This window comes from Streptomyces sp. NPDC091292, assembly GCF_044757265.1.
GTDB lineage: Bacteria > Actinomycetota > Actinomycetes > Streptomycetales > Streptomycetaceae > Streptomyces.
Genome location: NZ_JBIVUQ010000001.1, coordinates 913,326 through 932,862 on the forward strand (window position 1 = coordinate 913,326; position 19,537 = coordinate 932,862).

The 19,537-nt window shown below is 69.8% G+C and carries 25 protein-coding genes and 1 tRNA gene; 10 read left to right on the forward strand and 16 right to left on the reverse strand.

Annotated elements, in window-relative coordinates; genetic code table 11:
• The first annotated feature begins 17 nt into the window (after positions 1-17).
• The gene (locus tag ACIQNU_RS04585; protein WP_401360829.1) at positions 18-302 is read left to right on the forward strand and encodes a hypothetical protein; all 285 of its coding nucleotides are present in this window, start codon (positions 18-20) and stop codon (positions 300-302) included.
• Between the two features lie 501 nt (positions 303-803).
• Here the strand turns inward: ACIQNU_RS04585 and ACIQNU_RS04590 are convergent.
• From ACIQNU_RS04590 to ACIQNU_RS04605, 4 genes are all read right to left on the reverse strand, one after another.
• Entirely contained in the window at positions 804-1,292 is a 489-nt protein-coding gene (locus tag ACIQNU_RS04590; RefSeq protein ID WP_401360831.1) for a hypothetical protein, read from the reverse strand.
• Between the two features lie 66 nt (positions 1,293-1,358).
• Complete coding sequence (locus ACIQNU_RS04595; protein ID WP_401360833.1) at positions 1,359-2,012, reverse strand: hypothetical protein; 654 nt, start codon at positions 2,010-2,012, stop codon at positions 1,359-1,361.
• A gap of 106 nt (positions 2,013-2,118) precedes the next feature.
• Complete coding sequence (locus ACIQNU_RS04600) at positions 2,119-3,486, reverse strand: hypothetical protein (protein ID WP_401360835.1); 1,368 nt, start codon at positions 3,484-3,486, stop codon at positions 2,119-2,121.
• A gap of 9 nt (positions 3,487-3,495) precedes the next feature.
• Positions 3,496-4,137, reverse strand: a complete 642-nt coding sequence (locus ACIQNU_RS04605; protein WP_401360837.1) for a hypothetical protein — start codon at positions 4,135-4,137, stop codon at positions 3,496-3,498.
• A 256-nt stretch (positions 4,138-4,393) separates the two neighbouring features.
• Here ACIQNU_RS04605 and ACIQNU_RS04610 point away from each other — a divergent pair, with 256 nt between their 5' ends.
• A complete protein-coding gene (locus ACIQNU_RS04610) occupies positions 4,394-5,263 on the forward strand; it encodes a Ku protein (RefSeq protein ID WP_401360839.1) in 870 nt (289 codons plus the stop codon).
• A gap of 6 nt (positions 5,264-5,269) precedes the next feature.
• On the opposite strand, the gene ACIQNU_RS04615 is transcribed toward ACIQNU_RS04610, so the two are convergent.
• Positions 5,270-5,407 carry a DUF6233 domain-containing protein gene (locus ACIQNU_RS04615; protein WP_401362434.1) on the reverse strand — a complete coding sequence of 46 codons (138 nt, stop codon included), beginning with the start codon at positions 5,405-5,407 and terminating at the stop codon, positions 5,270-5,272.
• A gap of 413 nt (positions 5,408-5,820) precedes the next feature.
• On the opposite strand from ACIQNU_RS04615, the gene ACIQNU_RS04620 reads away from it, so the two are divergent.
• Both ACIQNU_RS04620 and ACIQNU_RS04625 read left to right on the forward strand, forming a co-directional pair.
• A complete protein-coding gene (locus ACIQNU_RS04620; RefSeq protein WP_401360840.1) occupies positions 5,821-6,009 on the forward strand; it encodes a hypothetical protein in 189 nt (62 codons plus the stop codon).
• Between the two features lie 9 nt (positions 6,010-6,018).
• Positions 6,019-6,234: a hypothetical protein gene (locus ACIQNU_RS04625; protein WP_401360842.1), complete on the forward strand. Its 216-nt coding sequence runs from the start codon at positions 6,019-6,021 to the stop codon at positions 6,232-6,234.
• A 245-nt stretch (positions 6,235-6,479) separates the two neighbouring features.
• Here ACIQNU_RS04625 and ACIQNU_RS04630 read toward each other — a convergent pair whose 3' ends face one another.
• The 4 genes from ACIQNU_RS04630 to ACIQNU_RS04645 form a co-directional block, all read right to left on the reverse strand.
• Complete coding sequence (locus ACIQNU_RS04630; RefSeq protein WP_401360844.1) at positions 6,480-6,692, reverse strand: hypothetical protein; 213 nt, start codon at positions 6,690-6,692, stop codon at positions 6,480-6,482.
• Between the two features lie 9 nt (positions 6,693-6,701).
• Positions 6,702-6,857: a hypothetical protein gene (locus ACIQNU_RS04635; RefSeq protein ID WP_401360846.1), complete on the reverse strand. Its 156-nt coding sequence runs from the start codon at positions 6,855-6,857 to the stop codon at positions 6,702-6,704.
• A gap of 34 nt (positions 6,858-6,891) precedes the next feature.
• Positions 6,892-7,155, reverse strand: a complete 264-nt coding sequence (locus ACIQNU_RS04640; protein WP_401360848.1) for a GntR family transcriptional regulator — start codon at positions 7,153-7,155, stop codon at positions 6,892-6,894.
• 558 nt (positions 7,156-7,713) lie between these two features.
• Positions 7,714-7,953, reverse strand: a complete 240-nt coding sequence (locus ACIQNU_RS04645; RefSeq protein ID WP_401360850.1) for a helix-turn-helix domain-containing protein — start codon at positions 7,951-7,953, stop codon at positions 7,714-7,716.
• A gap of 457 nt (positions 7,954-8,410) precedes the next feature.
• Between ACIQNU_RS04645 and ACIQNU_RS04650 the strand changes: the two genes are divergently transcribed.
• Positions 8,411-8,509 (forward strand) — tRNA-Val (locus tag ACIQNU_RS04650).
• Between the two features lie 99 nt (positions 8,510-8,608).
• On the opposite strand, the gene ACIQNU_RS04655 is transcribed toward ACIQNU_RS04650, so the two are convergent.
• A complete protein-coding gene (locus tag ACIQNU_RS04655; RefSeq protein ID WP_401360852.1) occupies positions 8,609-8,971 on the reverse strand; it encodes a hypothetical protein in 363 nt (120 codons plus the stop codon).
• Positions 8,972-9,069: 98 nt separating this feature from the next.
• On the opposite strand from ACIQNU_RS04655, the gene ACIQNU_RS04660 reads away from it, so the two are divergent.
• Entirely contained in the window at positions 9,070-9,327 is a 258-nt protein-coding gene (locus ACIQNU_RS04660; protein WP_401360854.1) for a DUF2277 domain-containing protein, read from the forward strand.
• A gap of 66 nt (positions 9,328-9,393) precedes the next feature.
• Here the strand turns inward: ACIQNU_RS04660 and ACIQNU_RS04665 are convergent, their stop codons facing one another.
• From ACIQNU_RS04665 to ACIQNU_RS04680, 4 genes are all read right to left on the reverse strand, one after another.
• Positions 9,394-10,017, reverse strand: coding sequence for a DedA family protein (locus ACIQNU_RS04665; RefSeq protein ID WP_401360856.1), 624 nt, complete (start codon positions 10,015-10,017; stop codon positions 9,394-9,396).
• A 221-nt stretch (positions 10,018-10,238) separates the two neighbouring features.
• Positions 10,239-10,736 (reverse strand): DoxX family protein, encoded by a 498-nt coding sequence (locus ACIQNU_RS04670; protein ID WP_401360857.1) that lies wholly within the window; start codon positions 10,734-10,736, stop codon positions 10,239-10,241.
• Positions 10,737-10,847: 111 nt separating this feature from the next.
• Positions 10,848-12,566 (reverse strand): alkaline phosphatase D family protein, encoded by a 1,719-nt coding sequence (locus ACIQNU_RS04675; RefSeq protein WP_401360859.1) that lies wholly within the window; start codon positions 12,564-12,566, stop codon positions 10,848-10,850.
• 107 nt (positions 12,567-12,673) lie between these two features.
• On the reverse strand, positions 12,674-13,348 hold the full coding sequence (locus tag ACIQNU_RS04680; RefSeq protein ID WP_401360861.1) for an HNH endonuclease family protein: 675 nt from the start codon (positions 13,346-13,348) through the stop codon (positions 12,674-12,676).
• A 383-nt stretch (positions 13,349-13,731) separates the two neighbouring features.
• Between ACIQNU_RS04680 and ACIQNU_RS04685 the strand changes: the two genes are divergently transcribed.
• On the forward strand, positions 13,732-14,391 hold the full coding sequence (locus ACIQNU_RS04685; protein ID WP_401360863.1) for an HAD-IA family hydrolase: 660 nt from the start codon (positions 13,732-13,734) through the stop codon (positions 14,389-14,391).
• Positions 14,392-14,457: 66 nt separating this feature from the next.
• Here ACIQNU_RS04685 and ACIQNU_RS04690 read toward each other — a convergent pair whose 3' ends face one another.
• Positions 14,458-15,411, reverse strand: coding sequence for a peptidoglycan-binding protein (locus ACIQNU_RS04690; protein ID WP_401360865.1), 954 nt, complete (start codon positions 15,409-15,411; stop codon positions 14,458-14,460).
• A gap of 152 nt (positions 15,412-15,563) precedes the next feature.
• Between ACIQNU_RS04690 and ACIQNU_RS04695 the strand changes: the two genes are divergently transcribed.
• The 3 genes from ACIQNU_RS04695 to ACIQNU_RS04705 all read left to right on the forward strand — a co-directional run bounded on the left by ACIQNU_RS04695 (position 15,564) and on the right by ACIQNU_RS04705 (position 19,077).
• Complete coding sequence (locus ACIQNU_RS04695; RefSeq protein WP_401360867.1) at positions 15,564-17,636, forward strand: DHA2 family efflux MFS transporter permease subunit; 2,073 nt, start codon at positions 15,564-15,566, stop codon at positions 17,634-17,636.
• Between the two features lie 199 nt (positions 17,637-17,835).
• Entirely contained in the window at positions 17,836-18,123 is a 288-nt protein-coding gene (locus tag ACIQNU_RS04700; RefSeq protein WP_401360869.1) for a PqqD family protein, read from the forward strand.
• Between the two features lie 90 nt (positions 18,124-18,213).
• Positions 18,214-19,077: a metallophosphoesterase family protein gene (locus ACIQNU_RS04705; protein WP_401360871.1), complete on the forward strand. Its 864-nt coding sequence runs from the start codon at positions 18,214-18,216 to the stop codon at positions 19,075-19,077.
• 3 nt (positions 19,078-19,080) lie between these two features.
• On the opposite strand, the gene ACIQNU_RS04710 is transcribed toward ACIQNU_RS04705, so the two are convergent.
• Positions 19,081-19,497, reverse strand: coding sequence for a DUF1992 domain-containing protein (locus tag ACIQNU_RS04710; RefSeq protein WP_401360873.1), 417 nt, complete (start codon positions 19,495-19,497; stop codon positions 19,081-19,083).
• Positions 19,498-19,537 lie beyond the last annotated feature (40 nt).

A 19,537-nucleotide genomic window follows, 5' to 3' on the forward strand; every position in this document is an offset into this window, starting at 1 on the left:
GGTGCCACACTGGTTGCATGACCGACACCTGGACTTCAGCATTCGGCGGCACGCGACTCGAAGGCCCTGTCGATGATTGGCAGCACCCGGATGCTCACTGGACCGCCGAGTTCGAGGCGGCGCGCGCCAACGAGGCGGCTCAGCCGGTGCCGTGTCCTGTGTGCGGGACTGCGGTCACAGCCGTCGACCAGGAATCGGTATACGGCATGCGCGAGGGCTTCAGCCACCTGTACGAGAGCCACGCTGGGACTCTCGGCTGGCTGGTGACCCTGCACCCCTGTGGGCACACCCTGGCGAAGTAGTGGACTGATCCCACCCTCCTTGGCGGGTAGGCCCGCACGCAAGCCTCCGCTCTGGCGGGGGCCTCTTCGTTGTGGATCTGCCAGATCCCCACAGCCAGCTCGTTGCGGATGGCATCCTGGTCGTGGTCTCGCTCGTCTGCTCGTGGGAGACCCGGGCATCCGAGATTCTGTCGGTGGATAGACGGGCGGGCCACGTCTGCCGGGATCAGGTCGGAACCAGGTGACTGGATCCTCCCGCTACGCGGCGCCCGATAGAGGGAGTCACGCCGTGCGGGTTGAGGCCCCCGGGGACCTGTCTGCCCGTCCTCACCCCCGTGGGGCGGGCGGACGTGTTTCGGGCTCCCCACGTGGGCGGGGGTGACCGGTTGGGCAGCGAGTGCCGATCGGACGTTCTCTCCGCATGAGCGGAGCTGGGCCAAGTGTGGCCATCTACCCCGCGTCTGCGGGGACCAGTCGCGCCTACGGGGCTTGCACTCCCAAGGCGCGGGCTGGGGCGGTCCGTTAGGACTGAGGCAACCGGTCGACCGATCCCGTCTCGCGGACCTGCGCGAGGACTCGGTCCAGCAGGCCCCCCGCCTCCTGGACCGCTCCTGCCTCAAGGCGGCCCTGGTAAAGGTCGTAGCCAGTCGCCTCCCAGGCGGTGTCCTTGAAGCGGAGAGGCACCGTGCGCCCATGGACTTCCTTGACCGCGACGTAGGCCCGGCCTCCCTGGCCGTGCACCATCAGTCCGGCGATGTATGCCTCCGCCTCCGCCACGGTCATCGGCTCGGTGCGTGCTGGTTCCTGGCCGCGCCACGGGACGGCATTGTTCCAGCATGCAGCCAGGATCTGGCCGCGCGTCAGGTCGCCGTACTCTTCCCGCCGCATCTGCGCCCGGTATCGCGGGCTCCGTACCTGCGATTTGATCAGGCCCTCAAAATGGCCCTGTTGCGCGCTCATGGGAACTGGTGGCCGCTTGGATGGGGTGGGCGGCAGGTCGTTGTCACTCATCGGCTTCCTCTTCCTTCGGGTGTGGTGAGAAGCTGTGCGAGAAGCGTCTCAGGGCGGGCCGTGACGTTATCGCCGGCGACGGCGTGAGGCCGGTGGCTTGCGCTTCTTTCCGCGAGGCGGATTCGGGTCGCCGACACCCCGGTGCTTACAGTGCCGTTCCTCCGCCGGGTCGATGAGCCAGCACAACCCACAGGCACGACACTGGAGCCACATCCGCCCGTCCGGTTCGATGGCCTCGTCACCGGAGTTCATCTCCCACCACCCCAACTCCTTGTGCCGGCGCTTCCTCGCTTCGGCAGGGCTCTCAGGCTTCGGCTCTTTCGGCTGCGCTCCGGGGTGGGTGCACGGCCGGGCCTTCGCCGGCGTGGTCTGGCGTCCTACCTCGTGGCCGCAGGTCGTGCACTTCAGCCGCCAGCGCGCCATCAGCCGCCCGGGGTACGGCTCGATCGGCTCCCAGCCTGCCGCCCGGACACGCTCATACGCCGTCTGTTCTAGGCGACGGTACGCCTCGCTGCGGTTGGCCGAGTCTCCGTGGTCGCACTCGATGAGTGCCAGGATCGACCTGCGCTCCTCTCTGCCGCACGTCGTGCATTTCAGGAGCCAGAGCGAGTTGCGCTGGAACGGGACGGGCTCCTGGGGCTCCCAGCCGCGTTTGCGCGCCAGCCGCTCAGCGTCCCTTGCCCGGTCCGAGCCGTAGTTCGTCTTGTGGTCGTCGCTCATGGTTCCCCTCATCATGTGCGCCGTCAGTCGTACAAGGAGCCTTGCGGGCGTGGCCAGCGCTTCGATGCCATCGCGCAGGCCGGAGCTTGGCGGATGGCGTGATGCTTCAGTCAGGCTGTTCGGCCTGTTTGCGCGCTTCCTCGGCCGCGCGGGCGTCCCGCGCGGCGAGTGCCGTGAACACCTTCCCTCGGTAGTACATGTGGTGGCGTCGGTGGGATCCCGGCTTCTTATAGGTTCCGAAGGAGTGCACGCCCATATTTTCGAGTGTCTTTGCGACGGACGTCTCCGGGTCACGTGCCTCGGAGTGGATCAGCTCGCCGGTGATCTCGTAGAGGGAGATCATGCCGGTGGTGACGTCGATCCGGTGGCCGCCGTCGTCGGCCACCCACTCGCCCTCCGGCTCCCATTCGACGCTGGTGAGGATCTGCTCGGCCTGATCGAGCGGCGGGCTGTCTGCGGCATCGGCGACGATGAGGCTGTCCAGTTGGCGCCACCTCCACTCCTGCGGCAGGTAACTGTCGCGTTCGTAGACGTCGACCTTGTAGAGCCCCGTGGCAGGGTCCCGGTCGAGCCACGCCGTGAAGAGCTGCAGCACAGCCCGCTGGAGTTCCCAGCCCTCGTCCGCCGAGAACGTCGTCGGCGGCGGTGTGAGCGCGGGCCCGTGGGTCTTCCGGCGCGGAGGTGCGTTGCGGGGCTCCCTGCCTTTGTGAGGGCAGGGCTTGATCTTGGATGACGACATCGACCACCGGCGAGAGCAGTGCTTGCACTCAACCCACATGGGCTGGTCCGGGCCGGGGTAGGGCTCCAGGGCCTTCAGCCCGTGCTGTTTGAGGGCCTGCTCCGTCTGCTCCTTGGCGTACCGCAGCCGGTACCGCAGCAGGACCCTCTTCTCCCTCTCCGCTCTCGTTTCCTGCTGCGCCTTCCGCAGCCCTTCAGGGTGGGTGCAGGACGCCAGTTTGGGGCCGGGCTTGCGGTGGGCGACGAATCCGCACTCGGGGCAGGTCATGGCCATGACCGTGGTGAGGCTGCCGCCGTAGGGGCCGGGCTCCCAGCCGACGGCTCGGATCCGCTCGAAGGCGAGAGCTTCCTGAGCTTCCGGGTCGGTCGGCGCCCTTTTCGGTGCCGGGGCTCCGTGGCGGCACCGGCCGAGTGACTGAAGCGTCCGACGCTCCACCGTCCCGCAAGTCGTGCACTTCAGGGTCCGCCGTTTGGTGCGGCTGCCCGGGTAGGGCTCCTGGGGCTCCCAGCCGCGCTCGCGGGCCGCTTCGTCCGCCTCCCGCGCTTCCCGTTCCGCACGCAGCACGGTCTGCTCCGGGCAGCCGTGGCCGCCCACGAAGGTATACGACCTGTCCTGGACCTCTTCCCCGCATCCAACGCATCGTGCATGCGCCCATTCGTCCGCGGCCTTAGAAATGGGGGCCAGCAGTTCCCAGTCCCACGTGAGCATCCGTGCCTTGTCGCGCTCGAAGTCCACAGTCGGGGCTCATTTCCGGAGGTCGCTGCGGGCGCCCTGGCCGGGGCGCTGGGTGTGCGCTGCCCGCACCTGGTCCACGGCGTACAGGTTCTGACCGTCCCTTCCGGGCTGCCGTGACACGGCTTGGATTCCCCAGCGGGACAGTTGCCTGCGGGCGCTACCGGTTGCGGACACCCCCGCATAGCCGAGGTAGTCCGCGACTTCGGCGATCGTCCAGTTCTGCGGCCACCCGTTTCCATGCAGAACGAGTTCCTGGAGGTCTCCGGACCGGGCGGCCTTCAGCCACTCAAGTACTCGGCTCCATGCTGGGCCGGAGTAGTCGCCCATTGGTCCGGCCGATGACAGCAGACCCTTCAGTTCTTCGATTGCCGCATCGTCGTCCGAGTCGTTGACTGCCTGAACGAGTGCGCGGGCGAGATTCACGGCGTAGCGTCCCGCAGTTTCGGTGTCGTCCAGGTCATCCGCCGGGAGGGTGACGGTCACCAGTTCGCTGTACTCGCCGCTTCCGGGGGGTGTGACGGATGCGATGGCGTCGCCCGTGCGCGGTCGACGGGTGACCTCACACCACCACTGGGTGTCCGTGTCCACGCCGTGAGCGGCGGGGCCTTCTTGCAAGGAATAGGAGGTTTCAACCAGGACCGGGGTGTCCATCGGGATGGGGAGCAGTCGGGGCGCGTTGTTCACGGTGTCTCCTTTCGATATCCGCAACTATGCCTCACAGTGAGGCGAAGTTCAAGAGTCCGAGAAGTATGGGACCAAGGAGGTCTCCCTCGTCTCGAAGGCACCTGGAGCCGACCCGACTCATTGCGAGAGATGCCACCAGGGGCGGGGGACGCCCTGGCGTGCGGTAGGGCCTCTGCGGCGCGACGATCGAGGTGCAGGCATCGACCCGCGAAGGAGGTGCGTCATGCCCACCGTCTGGTCCGGCGCGATCAGCTTCGGCCTGGTCACGATCCCGATCCGCGTCGAGGCCGCGACCCTGAACCGCAACATCACCTTCCACCAGTACCACCTCACGGACATGGCCCGCGTCCGCGTCAAGAAGGTGTGCGAACTGGACGGCAAAGCCCTCGACGCCGAGGACATCGGCCGCGGCTACGAGACGTCCGACGGCGGCACCATTGAGATCACCGACGACGAACTCGACGCCATGCCACTGCCCACCGCAAAAGCCATCGAGATCGAGGCTTTCGTACCCGCCGACAGCATCGACCCGATCCGCATCGGGCAGGGCTACTACCTGGAGCCGGACGGGCAGGTCGCCGCGAAGCCGTATGTACTCCTGCGCAAGGCGCTGGAACGCAACGCCAAGGTCGCGGTCGCCAAATTCTCCTGGCACGACCGGGAACGCCTCGGCCTGCTCCGGGTCAAGGACGGCGTCATCGCCCTCCACGCCATGAAATGGCCCGACGAGATCCGCTCCCCGCAGGAGCTGGCGCCGCCGCAGACTGCGGTCCCCGACGCTGAGGTCGACGAGGCCGTCCAACTCCTGGAGGCCATGGAGGTGCCGGACCTGACCGGCTACCGCGACGAATACCGCGCCGCCCTGGAGAAAGTCATCGAAGCCAAACTTGAAGGGGCGCCACTGCCTGCCGCCCCCGAGGAAGCGCCGGCGCCCGCCAGTGGTGGCGTGGTCGACCTGATGGCGGCGCTTGAGCAGTCCGTCGCCCGCGCCCGGGAGAGCCGCGGCGAGGCGACCGTCCACGACATGCCGAAGAAGCGGGCCGCGCAGAAGGCGGCCAAGAAGGCTGCGGGGCGGAAGCCCCGGAGTGCGTGAGGACCCCTACTCCAGCACCTGGAGGGCGGTGTCCGGTCTGCACTGCGGGCACGCCGGTACGCCGTCCGCGAGGGCTCGGATCGCCTGCTCGCGCCGGAGTGGGCGACTGCGTTTCCCGGCACTCCAGCAGTCGCCTACGTGGATGTAGACCGGGGGGCGCCTTGGGGTTGAGGCTCATCTCGATCAGCCAGTCCGGCGGTGCCGGCCGGGCCTGTGCGCCCCGCTTTCGCTCTGTCTCCCTCGCCTCCTCCGCCGCGATCCACCGCCGCGTGCGTTCGAGGTCGCCGAGCTGCACGCGCTCCAGGAAGCGCAGCCGGTCGAGACGGGTAAGCGGACGCTGATCGTTCACATGTTCGATATTACGGCTACTCTGACCCAGCCACCCACGCAGGCCCGACCAGACTGAGAACGACGTGCACCCAGCCGACACCCTGCTGCTTTTCGCCCTCGACCCGCCCCGACTCCCGTCGGCCCCAAGCGGCCCGGTGTCGACGCGGACCGCGGCAGAGCGCGTCGGCGCCACGCCCGTACCCTGCGTGGCCTGCTGCGAGCCCGCAATGGCCACCCGCATCATCGACACCCCCGAGCACGGCCGGCGCTGGCTCGACCTCTGCCGCACCTGCTACCTGACCGCAGCGAAGAAAGACGCCGGCCCCCCGGAGCCGTTCGAGGACACCGCCACCCTGCTCCTCGATGCGCTCCGCGAGCTGGGGCTGCCCTGGAAGGACACCACCGGCCAGATCTAGCATCGGCCTGTGGACGATTCCCAGCGTTACCTGCTCACCCTTGCTACCGAGGGCAGGACCGCCATGCGCGGCTGGTGGCCCGACCCGGCGGTCGCGGAGCGGAAGTTCGCCCGGTGGATCGGCGAATACTCCGGCGTCGAAGGCGCCCGCATCGTCCTCACCGACGAAGCGGAGCAGCAGGTACTTGCGTCCTGGCCCGACGAGCCGGAACGGCTGCAAGACTGACTGTGCCCCTCGCTGAACCCCCGTCGGCGAGGGGCACCTCGCGCCGCGTTGTCGGTGCTCGCCGTTACGCTGGCCGCTTCTATCCGCGCTGCGTGGCTGCACGCGCCCGCCTCGCCCTGATGGACAGCGCCACCAGGGCGAGGCGCTCGAATTCGATGGGTGTGGGCTACCTGCGGTTCTTCCGCTGGGTGTCCCGAACTACTAGGCCCGGCCGAATCGGTGGATCGACTGGTAGCAGCAGTAGCTCAGGCAGTCTCGACCACGTCGGCCGGATGCCGAACGGCCTTCTTCAGTTCCATCTCGACGTCGAGGCGAGGGATCCCGGCCTGCTCGGCGAACGCGGCGACCGCCTCGTGCACGGCCCGCGCTGCGTCCACGGTCAGCGTGCCGGTCTGGATCGCCTCCCAGGCGGAACGTTCCAGCGCGATCAAATCCGGGGGGAGGTCGATGGCTGCCACCGGAGGATCCTACGCCGCCTCGACCCACTCGGCCCGCAGCCGTTCGTACACGTCCCGGTCCTCGCGCGTCAGCCACCCGCCCGTCCGCAGCATCAACGCACGGATCTCCTCATTCACCACAGCAGCAGGCCGCACAGTGCCGTCAGGCGGGGGAGTGGGAGACATGTCGAGCAGTCTAAAGCGGGGGTACGACAGACGGTCAGCCCTTAGAGGCCGGAGGCTCGACGATGAAAGTTCCCTTGCTCGGCACGGTCTGCGCAAGCCCTCGATCCCGCAGTTCCTGGATGACTCGTCGGGCTGTCCCGTAGGCGACCTGGTACTGCTCGGCCAGCTCGCGTTCCCCGGGAAGCCGAGCGCCAGGCTGTAGCTCGCCTCGCAGGATGCGGGCCTGAATATCGTCGGCGATCTGCACGAACACGTACACAGGCGAGTTCGGATCCACCACCGACGCTTGATCATCCACGGTGTCAACGTAAAGCTGCCCATACCTCCATGCATCGACAGGGGGCTGCATGCTGCTCCATGTAGCGCTATGGAGCGGTCTGTAGCGGTAGCCTCAAGGCATGAAGGACCCCCGCGATCGCTGGCCGGCGACCCGGGGGCGTGGCCGACGGACGGAGCGCCGACGTGGACGAGCGTAAAGACCCACCCCCTGCCTCCGGAACCCGCCTGCCCGTCATCGCTTCCGGGGCCCGCCTCAGCCCACCCCAGGAAGCCTGGAGTACCTACGTCGCCCATGCCAGCAACTGCCCGCAATGCCGCGACATCGATCGCGAGCACTGCGACACCTCCGTACTACTGTGGGCCGCCTGGCAGGAAGCATCGAACGACGCCTTCCGCCGACTCCGCGGCGGACACTGACGGCCTTCGGCGACCCGTCGATTCCCTCGCTGGGCGAGAAGTGCTGGCCAGAGGCCGCGCAGCCTGTAACAAATTCACCCGGGGTGTACACCGAGTTCACGGATACGCGTGGCGGACACACTTGTCGCGGCGTCAACAGTCTGTTGTTATTGACGACCGTTCAGCCGCGAAGGAGGTCTGTGACGTGCACCCCGAGAACTCTCGCAATGCGCATCAGGGTTCCGATGCGGCCGTCTGCGGTGCCGGCTTCGATGTGCTGGTAGGTGGATCGGGCGACGCGTGCTGCGAGGAAGACGGACTCCTGGGTGCGGCCCTGCGTGATGCGGGTCACCCGGATTCGGTCGCCGATGGCGCGGCGCTCATGGAGGAGCCACTCGTCGTCGTCGGGCAGGGTCGGCACTCGACAAACAGTCGACCGAAGATGATCATAAGTCAGCCCGGTTTACCGGGCATTTTGTGATCTTGAAACGTCCGTAGCCCTGCGGCGCTCTGGCATATGCCGCAGGGCTCGCGGTAGCGTACCGATTCGAACAAGTGTTCACCCGAATGGGTGACAGACCCGGAACCCGTACATCCGTTAGACATGGGTGGCGGTCACACCAATGAACGTGCCGGGCGCCACCGAATGGCTAGCCCCCCCTCGGTGGTGACTCGGCACTCGGGGCGACCCCTCGCACCTCAAGGCGCGAGGGGTCGCCTGTGTAACCTGACCAGCGAAAACGCGTAGATCATTTAGGGGGAATTTAGGAGGCGCGATGCCGTACTCGGGCCGTACTGGCAACGTAGCCCCAGCGTGCTGCCGAGGGTGACGCCGTCGGGAAGATGTCGATTGCGAGCCGCTGACCTGCACTCACGCCGGGATCGCGGCTGGCTAGAGCCCTGCCCGACACCCCTCGGAGCCGCGAACGCCTGCCCTTACAAGGCAGATGTCGGCGGTTCGAAACCGTCCGCGCCCACCCGGTGAAGAGGAAGGCCCTCAGCCAGTGACGGCTGGGGGCCTTCCCCGTCTCGACGTCGGCCGCAGGCCCCGAGCCCTGGGCGCGCCGAGCGAAGGGTCACAGGTCCCCGGTCGTGCCGATCGCCGCCGGAGGCGCTGGCGGACCCGTGTGTTTCAGGCTCATCCGGGCGTCCACCGTGTCGGGACCGGTGAGGTCGGTCCAGTAGCGATGGCAACTGATGAAGATCGCCAGTTCGCGCTCGCGGTCGCGGAGTTTTTCCACCTGGGCCTGTTCGTCGGGGGTCCAGCCGGGGGATGCGGGGCGTTCGACCTTGCGCCAGCCGTTGTCGTCGCTGAAGCCGTCGAGGGGCTCCACCGACCAGGGCAGTCGCTTGAGCAGTTCCAGAAGCTCGGTCCGTATCTGACGCAGCTCCTCCTGGCCAGCGAGGAGATCGCTCGGGAAGTCGTAGGTCGCAGCCACGCGGCAATGGTACGCCTGTTCGATTTTATGAAGCGAGTCAATCCAGGGACTTCCCCCGGGCTTCACACGAAAGAGGAGCCAGGGGAGACACTTGACGCATGTGCCGCAGCATCAAGACTCTCCGCCCGCCCGTTCTCCCCGAAGAGGCCACCGAGGAGGACATCCGCGCCGCCGCGCTTCAGTACGTGAGGAAGGTGTCCGGGTTCCGCGCCCCGGCCGCGCACAATCGCGAGGTCTTCGAACGGGCCGTGGACGCCATCGCCGAAGCGACCGCCGAGTTGCTCGACGGTCTGGAGGTACGGGGGCAGTCGGCAGCCACCGCCAGGGCAGGGGCAGAGGCAGAGGCGGTGAGCTGACCCGAGTCGGCCCTCAGCGAGGTCCCGGCCAGGCCCCGCCAGGTCCCCCCAGGTCCCCGGGTCCCCTCAGGCCCCCGCAGCCGCCCGCGGCCTCCGTACCACGTACGCCGCCCCGGCCCCCGCCGCGAACAGGGCGAGGACGGAGACGCCGGTGGCCAGCCAGGTCGCGCCGAGCCACTGGCCGCCGAAGTAGCCGAGGCTCACGCTGTACGCGGCCCAGGCGAGGCCCGCGAGTGCGGACCAGGGGAGGAATTCGCGGATCGTACGGTGGGCCGCGCCCGCGCCCAGGGAGACGACCGAGCGTCCCGCGGGGGCGAAACGGGCGATCACGACCAGGGCGCCACCGCCCCGGGCGAGGGCCGCGCCGAGGTGTTCCTGAGCCCTGCTCAGCCGGCGGGAACGGGCGATCGCGCGGTCGAGGCGTGCGCCCCCGCGCCGGGCCAGACGGTAGGCGACCAGGTCGCCGAGTACGGAGGCGGTCGCCGCGCAGAGGGTCAGTATCAGCATGTCCGGCACCTCGTGCGGGACCCGTCCCGACGCCGCGCCCGAACCGGCCGCCGCCGCCGTCGCGGCGGCGATCACCAGGACACCGCTCGGCAGAACCGGCAGGAACACGTCACACAACACCGAGAGGGCCACGACCGCGTAGATCCATGGGCTGCCGGTCAGCGACCCCACACTTTCCAGCACCGGAACTCCCCGTTCGGCAGACGACGCCGCGATGTCGCGGGGGAGCGGCAGGGGCGGCCTGGTGACAGCCATACAGCGTACGCGGGGTGGTGGGCCGGAGATCCACCGGGGCTCAAGTGTTCGCCCGGCGACGTTCACCCGGCCGCCTTCCCCAGGTACCCGGGTGTCCGGATACCTGGGGTGCCGGGGAGGGGCGGGGCCTCAAGGAGAGGGGCGAGGGGTCAGGCTGTGACCGTCTTCCGGTCGCGCGCCGGGCCGTCGGGCCCACCGCCGTCCCGGTCCGAATGCCCGGAGCGACCGGAGCGCCCCGCGTTCTCCGGGCCGCCGGCGAACAGGCGGTCGAGGCCGAAGGCGCCCGACCCCGTGAAGACGAGCAGCAGCGTGGCCCAGCAGAACATCGCGGCTGCCTCACCGCTGTTCTGGATCGGCCAGAGCGCCTCGGGCTGGTGCACCTTGAAGTACGCGTACGCCATCGAGCCGGACGCGACGAGCGCGGCGGCCCGGGTGCCGAGGCCGAGCAGGATCAGGGCGCCGCCGACGAGTTGGATCACGGCCGCGTACCAGCCGGGCCAGGTGCCGGCGGGGATGCTGCCACCGCCCGCCGCGCCGCCGAGTACGCCGAAGAGCGAGGCGGCGCCGTGGCAGGCGAAGAGCAGGCCGATCACTATGCGGAACAGCCCGAGGGCGTAGGGCTGGGCGCTGTTGAGCCGTCCAGTCATGGTGGGGGACTCCTTCGGTCTGGTGGGGGACAAAACCGAGTGGGCCCAGATTAGGTACGCCTCACCAGTGCTTGCAAGTTCAACATTTGGCCATGGCCTGCCCCTCACGTATCAGCCCGTCACCGCCATCTCCTCCACCGTCTCCAGCCGCGCCCCGCCGCCCCCCACCTCCCGCGCCTGATCCAGCCGCAGCGACGCCGTACGGCCCCGGAGGGTCAGGGTCATGAGCTGGTTGCCGAACCAGGGGCCGCCCGTCCTGCCCCAGGTGAGTCCCGGTTCACCCGCCCGGCCGTGGCGGGCGATCCGGCGGCCGAGCGCCTGCCCGATCCTGCTCCAGCCGAAGCGGAAGCCGAACTCGATATAGCGGGGGATCGAGTTGTGCACGGGCGAACAGGTGAGCTGCAACACCCGCGCGTCAGGCGCCGTACGACCAAGCCCCGCCCCGCCAGATCTCGCACCGCCGACCCCCGCACCCCCAGGCCACCCCAACGGCTCCGCGACATACGCGTGATGCACATCCCCGGAGAGCACCAGCACGCTCGCCGGAGCCCCCGGCCCCGAACCCGCCTCCGCGATCAGATCCGTCAGCGCCCGGAAGGAAGACGGAAACGCCGCCCAGTGCTCCAGGTCCGCCCTGCGCCGCAGCTTCTCGCCGAACCGCGCCCACCGTCCGCCCCGCGAACCCCCGCACAGCGCCGCGTTCCACGACTCGGCGTCATGGATCAGGGGCGGCAGCAGCCACGGCAGTGACGTACCGATCAGGAGGTGGTCGTACGAACCGGGTGTGTCCAGGGCCTGGGCGCGGACCCAGGCCGCCTCCTCCGGGTCGAGCATCGCCCGCCGGTCCTCGTCCAGTACGCGGGCGGCGCGGGTGTCGAGCATCAGCAGGCGGACCCGGCCGAAGTCCCGGCGGTAGCTCCAGCGGGTCGACGCGGGCTCGGCGTCGGCGCGGGCGGCGAAGGCGCGCAGCGCGTCGGTGCCGTCGGGGGTCGCGCGCACGGCCGCGTAGAGCGGGTCGGCGGCCAGGTCGGCGGGTGGGAGATTGCCGAGGTGCTGGTGGACCCAGTAGGACATCAGGCCGCTGAGGATGCGCTCGTTCCACCACGGGGTCGCCCGCATCGAGGCCAGCCAGGAGGCGCTGGTGTTCCAATCGTCGATCACGTCGTGGTCGTCGAAGATCATGCAGCTCGGCACCGTGGACAGCAGCCAGCGGACTTCCGGGTCGAGCCAGGACTCGTAATAGAGGCGGGTGTACTCCTCGTAGTCCGCGACCTGGCTGCCCGGGGGTTCGGTGAGGTCGCGGCGGGCGGCGATCCAGCGGCGCGTGGCCTCGGAGGTCTCGTCGGCGTACACCTGGTCGCCGAGGAGCAGCAGGACGTCGGGCCACTCGGCGCCGGGCGTCGCGGCGAGGCGCGCGGCGAGCGTGTCCAGCGCGTCGGGGCCGACCGGGTCCTTCTCATCGGCGGGCGGCGCGGCCCAGCGACAGGACCCGAACGACACCCGCACGGCCCGGTCATCACCGCCGGCACCCGGGTCACCCGCACCCGCCCCCGGCGTCCGTATCTCCGAAGGCGGAAACCGCGACTCCGGCAACGGCCACACCCGGACCCCGTCGAGCATCACCTCGTACGCCGTGGACGTGCCCGGCGTGAGACCGTCCACCGGCACGAGCGCGTAGTGATGCCCCGCGATCTGGAACGTGCGCGTCGCACCCCCCGCCCCGTCCGCGCAGCGCACCTCGGCGGAGCACGGACGGCTCGCCTCGACCCAGACCGTCGCGGACGAGCCGTCCACATACCTCAGCAGTGGCCCCAGACGCAGCTTCGCCACGGTGATCACCCTCCTCCGTCGCCCCGTACGGTACGGAACGACGGAGGCCGGCGTGGTGGTTCCGGGTCAGGAGCCGGGAGGAGTCGGGAGAGGCCGGCGGGGGAGCGTCAGCAGCCGTTGAGTACGGACTGGAGCGCGCTCTTCTCGGCCGAGTCGACCGTGAGGTTGTAGTAGTACTTCACCTGCACCCACATACGGGCGTACGTGCAGCGGTAGGCGGTGCGCGACGGCATCCAGGCGGCCGGGTCCTTGTCGCCCTTGGACTGGTTGACGCTGTCGGTGACGGCGATGAGCTGCGGGCGGGTCAGGTCGTTGGCGAAGCTCTGGCGCTTGGCGGTGGTCCAGCTGTTGGCACCGGACTTCCACGCCTCGGAGAGCGGGACGACGTGGTCGATGTCGACGTCGGACGCGGCGGACCAGGTGACACCGTCGTACTCGGAGTACCACTTGCCGGACACGGCGGCGCAACTGGAGTCCTGCACCACGTTGGTGCCGTCGCGCTTGAGGACGACCTCACGGGTGTTGCACGAGCCGGACTGGGTGATCCAGTGCGGGAACAGGTCGCGGCTGTAGCCGGTCGACGAGCCCGGGGCCTGCACGGTGAGCGAGGAGAGGTACGTACGGGCCGTGGCGGCGGTGACCGGGGTGGGGGGCGAGGCCTGCGCGGGCGGGCCGGTGAGGAGCGCGACGGCGGACATCGCGGCGGTGAGGGCGCCGAGAACGCCGAGCCGACGGCGACGTGAGGAAGAACCGGACAGTCGACGCGCGTAGACACCTGACATGCGAACTCCCTGGGGGTGGGGGTGTATTGGCCGCTCGAACCCGGCCATGGTGGCGTCCGAGGGTTTCCGGCGGGTGGGCGACAGGTAACAGGGTTGCGTCATGCGCACGTCACATCAAGAGGTCTGGCGTGATGTCATCTCCACGAGGGAGCGCGGGAGTTGACAAAGGGGGAGATGTCGGGGGCGCGTGCGGTGGCCGGATGTGGCGTACGTCACGTGGGCTGGGGCGGTGGCGGGTCGGGCCCTCGTTTTGTATCGTGAAGAAACAAAGTGGCTCCGCCCGCTCACCCTGACCGGCGGGCGGAGCCGCTTGACCTCTTTCTGTGTCCCTGTTTCTGTGTCCCTCTTCTTTCAGTTCCTTTTGGAGCGCTTGGAGCTTGCCGATGCCGGCCACCACCGTCCTGACCGCCCGTGCCCTGCTGCTCGACATGGACGGCACCCTCGTGAACTCGGATGCCGTGGTCGAGCGATGCTGGCGGCGCTGGTCCCACCGGCACGGCCTGGACTTCGACGCGGTCATCCGCGTCGTCCACGGCCGGCAGGGGTACGCGTCCATGGCGGTGCTGCTCCCGGACCGGCCGATGGCCGAGAACTACGCCGAGAACGAGCTGATGCTCGCCGAGGAGACCGCCGACATCGAGGGCGTCGTGCCGATCGCGGGCGCCCCGGCGTTCCTCGCCGCGCTCGCGGGTGTGCCGCACGCGCTGGTGACGTCCGCGACGCTGGAGTTGGCCAGATCGCGGATGGGTGCGGCCGATCTGGCCATTCCCGGGACTTACATCACCGCCGAGTCGGTCGGCGAGAGCAAGCCGCACCCCGAGGGCTTCCTCAAGGGCGCGGCCGAACTCGGTGTCGACCCCGCCGACTGCATCGTCTTCGAGGACTCCGAGGCGGGCATCGCCGCCGGGCGGGCCGCAGGGATGCGCGTGGTCGGCATCGGCCCCCGCGCGGCGGCGTACGGTCCCACGGTCCAGGTGGACGATCTGACGCGCGTCCGCGTCGAGCGGTCGGGTGACGGAGCCGTGCGGCTGCACATCGGCTGAGTCACCACCGCAGCCCCCGTATCCCGCGTACCCGCCCGGCGCCCCCGCATCCGCCCCCCCGCAGCGTCAGCGGCTGGACGTCTCCGCCTCCAGGCTCCGCCGCGTGACAGGCCCGTACACGCCCAGCTCCTCCTGGATGCCGCGCGCCCACTGGTAGCGCCCCACGGCCTCCGCGACCCGGCGCCCGTACTCGCCGTCCAACCGGCCGTTGTAGAGACGGAGTTGGCGCAGGCGCTCCTGGAGTTCGCGGACCGCGGGACCCTCGTCACCCGGGCGCAGCGTCTCGCCGGACTCGGGCGGCGGCGGGGCCGGTGCCTCGGACCCCGGCGCCCGCGCGGTCGACGGTACGGGCGATGAGGGCGCCGACGGGTTCGACCTGCTCGGCGACGGTGCCGCCGACGCGGACGACGAGGGCGTGCCGCCCGGCGTGCTCGACGGCGCGGACGGCGACGGATTCGCCGCGGCCGGGGCCGATGAAGAGGACGAGGCGGACGGGGTCGGTGACGACGGTTCCGGTTCCGTGGCGTCCGGGGCGCTCCGCGGGGTGTCGGGGAGCGCCGTGTCCTCGTGCCGGGGCGTCTTGTAGGAGAACAGGCCGCTCGCGAAGGCGGCGGCCCCGACCACGGCCACCGTGGCGCCTGACACGGCGACCAGGGCGAGACGGCGGCGCCGGGAGCGCGGATCAGGGCCGTCGGGCGGCTGCGCGGAGGCGTCTCCCCCGGATGGCCCGGATGGCCCGGATGGCCCGGATGGCCCGGTGGGCTCCGGAGGTTCCGCCAGCGCCGGCAGCGGCCCGGCCGGCGCCAGGGCCGGTTTCACGGCACCCGGAGGCTCCGACTCGTCGGGTTCCGGCAGCGACACATAGGGACGGACCCTGAGCGGGTCGTAGTCCTCCGCCGCCGCGGTCTCCGCCGTTCTCGTGTCGCGCAGCGCGTCGGACGCGCGCTGGGCGCAGGTACAGCCGTGGGCGCCCCCCGGGCCCCGTGCCGTACCACATTGTGGACATATCTGTCCGTTCACCGTATGGGTCCCCTCCCCTGAGAACACGCCCGATTATGCAGACACCGGGCCCCCACGCCCAGCCGTGGGGTACGTGCGTCAACAGGCCATAACGGGGCATACCGATCACGATGGGAGTGCGGGAAACGCCGGGACGGTCTCAGGAGGTGTCCATGGCCCAGAGCGCTCACCGGGCGAGCGATACGCACGCCGCACACTCGGGCAAGGACGAGGACCACATCCAGGGCGGCGTTCTGGTGTCGATCGGCGCGCTGCTCATGGGGATGCTGCTCGCCGCGCTCGATCAGACCATCGTCTCCACGGCGCTTCCGACGATCGTCAGCGATCTCGGCGGTCTGGAGCATCTGTCGTGGGTGGTCACGGCGTATCTGCTGGCCTCGACGGCGGCGACCCCGCTGTGGGGCAAGCTCGGCGACCAGTACGGGCGCAAGCGGCTGTTCCAGCTCGCGATCGTGATCTTCCTGATCGGCTCCGCGCTCTGCGGCCTGGCGCAGAACATGCCGCAGCTCATCGGCTTCCGGGCCTTGCAGGGGCTCGGCGGCGGCGGGCTGATCGTGCTGTCGATGGCGATCGTCGGCGATGTCGTCGCGCCGCGTGAGCGCGGTAAGTACCAGGGCCTGTTCGGTGCGGTGTTCGGGGCGACGAGTGTGCTCGGGCCGCTGCTCGGCGGGGTGTTCACGGAGCATCTGAGCTGGCGGTGGGTCTTCTACATCAACCTGCCGATCGGCGTGATCGCGCTCGCCGTCATCGCCGCGTATCTGCACATCCCGCGCCGGTCGACCCGGCACACCATCGACTACCTCGGCACCTTCCTCATCGCGTCCGTCGCGACCTGTCTGGTGCTCGTCGCCTCACTCGGCGGCACCACCTGGGACTGGAACTCGACGCAGATCATCGGGCTCGCCGCGCTCGGCGTCATCCTGGCGGGCTGGTTCGTGAGCGTGGAGCGGCGGGCGGCCGAACCGGTGCTGCCGCTCAAACTGTTCCGCATCCGCACCTTCACGCTGGCCGCGTTCATCAGCTTCGTCGTCGGCTTCGCGATGTTCGGGGCCATGACCTACCTGCCGACGTTCCTCCAGGTCGTCCAGGGCATCTCGCCGACCATGTCCGGCGTGCACATGCTGCCGATGGTCGTCGGGCTGCTCCTGTCGTCCACGCTGTCCGGACAGATCGTCAGCCGTACGGGCCGCTGGAAGGTGTTCCCCATCGCGGGGACCGGCATCACGACGATCGGGCTGCTCCTGCTGCACCGGCTCTCCGAGACGAGCGGCACGGCCGAGCAGAGCGCCTACTTCTTCGTCTTCGGCCTGGGCCTCGGCCTGGTGATGCAGGTCCTGGTCCTCATCGTGCAGAACGCCGTGTCGTACGAGGATCTCGGCGTCGCGACCTCCGGGGCCACCTTCTTCCGGTCCATCGGGGCGTCGTTCGGCGTGGCCATCTTCGGGTCGATCTTCGCGAGCCGCCTCGGTACCAAGCTCACCGCCGCGCTCGCCGGACAGCCGCTCCCGCCGGGCGTCGGCGTCGACTCGCTCAAGGCCGACCCGCGCGGCATCGCCCTGCTCCCGCCCGCCCTGCGCCCACCGGTCGTCCACGCCTACGCGTCCTCGATCACCGATGTCTTCCTGTACGCGGCCCCGGTCGCCTTCGTCGCCTTCCTCCTCGCCTGGTTCATGCGCGAGGACCCGCTGCGCGGCTCGGTACGGGCGCCCGACGTGACCGAGACCCTGGCCAGCAACCCGGTCCAGCGGTCCTCGCACGACGAGGTGGCCCGCGCCCTCTCGCTGCTCGGCACCCGCGAGGGCCGCCGCGAGATCTACCGGACGATCACCGAGAAGGCCGGCTACGACCTGCTGCCGGCGGCGAGTTGGCTGCTGCTGCGCATCAACCGGTACGGCTCGGCGGAGCCCGCGCTCCTGGCCGAACGCAGCTCCGTCCCGCTCGACGTCCTCACGAACGCGGCCCGGCAGGTCGAGGAGCGCCGTCTCGCCGTACGCGAAGGGCTGCCGCTGGTCCTCACCGACGAGGGCCGCGAGGTCGCCGCCGCGCTGTCCCGGGCCCGCGAGGAATCCCTCGCCGAACTGCTCGGCGACTGGTGGGGCCCCGGCCGCCCCACCGACCTCGTCACCCTTGTCAAGGAACTCAACGCCGAGATGTGCGGCTGCGACGCGGAACGCCCGCAGGACGGCAGCAGCAAGGAACGCCCCGTACGCGGCACGGTGATCTGAATGACCCCTTCCGCACCGCTTCCGTACCGCCGTTTCCGGCCCGCTTCCGCACCGCTGTTTCCGGCCCCGCGCCCCGGCGCGCCGCCTTTCGGCGGAGGGAGCGCGTCCACAAGGCTGTGCGTCCCTGCGGGGCAGACGCGAGACTACCCGGCGGTAACGACCAGTTCAGGCCATGTCATCGATATCTGAGGGACTTGCCATGGAACACGACCAGTTACTCCGGCATGTACGACCCGTACCCGATGTCGTCTCGGGTATCGACACCGACGGTCGGCTGACCCTGCAGTGCGAGGCGCGCGACGAGACCTTCTCGTGCGGGCCCGGCGGTACGGCGATGTGGATCGCGTTGCAGCAGCACGACTGGCATGTCGACGCGACCGCGCACGCCCTGGGCAGGATCTGGGCGATGGATGTGCTGTGGGTGCGGATGATGCTCGCCCGCTGGCTGGAGGAGCTGATGGCGGCGGGCGTGGTCGAAGAGGTCTGACCGGCGGTCGCCTCGTTGATCGCCGCGGTGGGGCGCGGTTAGGCTCCCACAGCGTCGTCGCCCGGTACGACCGCGAAGGGGGGTTCTGCGATGGCGGCACCGACCGGCGCTCTCCTCGCGGTGAGCGACCTGCATGTCGCCATGCCGGCCAACCGGCCCCTCGTGGAGTCCCTGCGGCCGGAGTCCGACGACGACTGGCTCATCGTCGCGGGAGACGTCGCCGAACGCGTCGACGACATCGCCTGGGCCCTCGACCTGCTCGCCCGCCGCTTCTCACGGGTGATCTGGGCGCCTGGCAACCACGAGCTGTGGACCCCGCGCGAGGACCCGGTGACCCTGCGGGGGCAGGCCCGGTACGAACACCTGGTCGCCCTGTGCCGCAGCCTCGGCGTCCTGACCCCCGAGGACCCGTACGCCCTGTGGCCGGGACCGGACGGACCCGTCGCGGTCGCCCCGCTGTTCCTGCTGTACGACTACACCTTCCGGGCGCCCGGCACGGCGACCAAGGAGGAGTCGCTGGCCGCCGCGCACGCCTCCGGAGTGGTGTGCACGGACGAATTCATGCTGCACCCGGACCCGTATCCGACCCGGGACGACTGGTGCCGCGCCCGCGTCGCGCTCACCGAACGCCGCCTCGCCGCCCACGACCCGGCGGTCCCGCTCGTCCTCGCGGGCCACTGGCCCCTGGAACGGCACCCGACGGAGGTGCTCTGGTACCCGGAGTTCGCCCAGTGGTGCGGTACGGAACTCACCGCCGACTGGCACACCCGCTTCCCTGTCGCCGCCGTCGTCTACGGCCATCTCCACATCCCCCGCACCACCTTCCAGGACGGCGTCCGCTTCGAGGAAGTGTCGATCGGCTACCCGCGGGAGTGGCGCAAACGCGGCCACCCCCGGGGTCTGCTGCGCCGGATCCTGCCGTACGACGCGTCAGCCGGCGCGGGCTCCGCTTGACGTTCAGGCCGAGGGCTGTGGAGGGTGTCGGCGGTGCCATTCGGCGGCGATCTCGTCCAGGTCGAACGGCTTCAGCCCCAACGGCGGTCCCGGGGGCGGCTTCAGCATCATGTCCTTGATCTTGGGGTTGACCTTGTCGACGATCCGCCGGGCCGCCGCTTCCGACGGCGCCTCGTAGGCCGCCGCGAGCGCGTCCTCGGCCTCCTTGCGCAGGGCGAGCGAGGGCGGCAGATGCGAGATGCCCTCGCGCGCCAGCTTCGCCTTGATCCACCACAGCTCGTCGTACGTCGTCTCGGAGGTCTCCTTGAGCGGCTTGCCCGCTCCGGACAGCTCCGCGAACTCGCCTCGGGCCTCCGCGTCGTGGATCTGTTTGTCGACCCACGACTCGAAGCTCACACCTGGGGGTTTTCGCTCCGTCATGCCGTCATTGTCCCAGACGGGGGACGGATGTCGGTGGGCT